Annotated in this window: 4 protein-coding genes; 2 read left to right on the top strand and 2 right to left on the bottom strand. The window is 38.4% G+C overall.

The features are described from left to right. The first annotated feature begins 189 nt into the window (after window positions 1-189). Window positions 190-495 carry a hypothetical protein gene (locus tag L2737_RS22150; protein WP_248957130.1) on the top strand — a complete coding sequence of 102 codons (306 nt, stop codon included), beginning with the start codon at window positions 190-192 and terminating at the stop codon, window positions 493-495. Window positions 496-928: 433 nt separating this feature from the next. Here the strand turns inward: L2737_RS22150 and L2737_RS22145 are convergent, their stop codons facing one another. Continuing rightward, window positions 929-1,198: a Txe/YoeB family addiction module toxin gene (locus tag L2737_RS22145; RefSeq protein WP_189377028.1), complete on the bottom strand. Its 270-nt coding sequence runs from the start codon at window positions 1,196-1,198 to the stop codon at window positions 929-931. Further along, entirely contained in the window at window positions 1,179-1,451 is a 273-nt protein-coding gene (locus tag L2737_RS22140) for a type II toxin-antitoxin system Phd/YefM family antitoxin (RefSeq protein WP_248957129.1), read from the bottom strand. Before L2737_RS22140 ends, L2737_RS22145 begins: the two co-directional genes overlap by 20 nt. 154 nt (window positions 1,452-1,605) lie before the next feature. Between L2737_RS22140 and L2737_RS22135 the strand changes: the two genes are divergently transcribed. Then, a complete protein-coding gene (locus L2737_RS22135) occupies window positions 1,606-2,016 on the top strand; it encodes a hypothetical protein (protein WP_248957128.1) in 411 nt (136 codons plus the stop codon). Window positions 2,017-2,130: the final 114 nt, after the last annotated feature.

Genomic DNA, 2,130 nt, shown 5'->3' with positions numbered 1-2,130 from the left:
CGAAAGCATTTTGTTGTGGTTGGCTTTGGTGAAAGCTGTACACCAAATATAATAAAAGAAGTTTTTTACCAATGAAACATAACAAGCTAATAAATAAGGACAAAAAACAGTAGGCTGTTTTCGTTCCTCAACATTTTAGCCAACAATTTTTTGCCCATTATTAGGGCGTTAGTTTTCAAAAGTTGAGCTATGTGGAATCAAACTGATAATGGAGAAACCATCGGAACAGTAGGTTCTGAAAGTGGTGAAATAATTAAGGACGAGGAGCACTCCAAAGGTGCTCGCCTAACTTTGGAAAAAGGTGGCGATATTGCACCATACTCTATAACTAGTGGTGTGTACGGTTGTTTCTTTCATACAACTTACTTATCAACCCTAGAAGAGGGAGTAAGCGAATTGGATGCAATGAAAGCTGAAATATCTGAGTTCTTTGATACTGAAACAACAAGTGATGAAGAGCATGATTGGATTATGGCGTTTGTTGGTAGGCATTGAAAACCAACAAGTCATTTCAGCAGGACAAAAAACAGCTGGTTTTTGCTCGTGCCTCGCTAATTTTAACCAGCTATTTTATTGCCTCTGAATGAGGCGTTCTTGACCTGCGGTAGACGATTTTTTAGTAAAAAGAAGTGATATTTTAGTCTAGCCGAGGGAGTAGATAGAACCAAACGCGATGGAAGAAACGCCTATTTTATGGTAGCTTGAAGGCACTTGCTAAGGCTCGTAAAGCGTAGCTTTTAAAGAGACCTGCAATTGACTTCAAGTAAAGAAGCGATGCTTCCCTCACGCCGCAGGGGGGCTTCAATTAAGCCCCAAGGGCATGGAATATGAACTCACGGATTGAGTAGCGACAACCTCCTCTCTCCGAAGTAAAGAACAACCCGTTACATGAGACCTACGGCTCATGAACTATGATCGTTATATTTTTCTAATGGTCGGCGTAATGTCCACCAATTGCGAATATATAAACATACTCTTCATCGAATTTGTAAATGAGTCTGTCTTTTTGAGAAATTCGCTTCGACCATAAACCAGACAGGTTATGTTTTAGTGGCTCGGGTTTTCCTAATCCACTACTTGGGTCTGAGCGAAGCATTTCTTTTAATATTTTACATAGCGCTTTATGTAATTTTTTATCTTTTTCTCTTAACTGCTCATAAGTGAGCCACGTTTTACCTTCAAAGATTAATGATCTCATCTAATTGCTCTTGTGTTGGTTTGTGGCCTTTATTACTCTTATGCGTATTCATTGATTCAGCTATTTGTTGCATCAAGCTATTACTTTGTAATACGTGTAATGTTTCTTGTTCTCTTTCCCAGTCATCGGCACTCATCACAATAAAAGCATCACCAGAGCGTCTGGTTACTTTAATAGGTTCATGCTCGCTAACTGTTTGTTCAACGTATGCTTTTAAGTTCTCTCTAAACTGATTTACACTTATGCTGTCCATAGTAAACTCCAATTCATGTACGGTATTGTCGTACATTTTAATTTAAAAAATATAACAAGTCACTCAAAAGGACAAATAACAGTTGGTTTTTGCTCCTGCGTCGCTTATTTTAACCAACTATCATTTGCCTCTTAGTGAGGCGTTAGGAAGCTAAATGAAGGTTCAGCATATAATCGACGATTTACAGTCTGTCTTTAGTAAGCAGCCTGAAACAAAAGACTATGATGTCGCTTTTGCTTGTTACTCAGAAGATGGTTCTGGAAGTATTGAAATCGACTATGTGGAAGCCTTTGATTGGGATGAAGATGAAGAGTTTTTTCTTATTCCTGAAAACTGCGCGAAACACTATGAGCGAGAAGCTGTTAAATACAAAGCAGCTCACTTTGTAGAAGAGCTAAAAAAGATTCAAATTGAGAACTTTTCAGAATTTGAAACTTATGTAAGAGAGAAAATCAAAATAGCAAAAGACGGCTCTGTTATTTCATTAAACTCACCTATGTGGGGAACAGGCGTTCATGATGCTGAGAAGTTTGTATATTTCTATCACGGCAAAGAGAGAGCGTAGCTTCCTAACAAGAGACTATGGCGTCAATAGTTAATTTTAAGCTTTTGGCGCTTCCCACAAAACACCGTCTCTTAGCATCGAATTTAAGATCACAACCATCTTCCTAATGCAGGC

The sequence above is a fragment of the Shewanella electrodiphila genome, assembly GCF_023283985.1.
Lineage (GTDB): Bacteria > Pseudomonadota > Gammaproteobacteria > Enterobacterales > Shewanellaceae > Shewanella > Shewanella electrodiphila.
The sequence above is the reverse complement of the archived record's forward strand: the minus strand, read 5'-3'. Positions and strand labels throughout refer to the sequence as shown.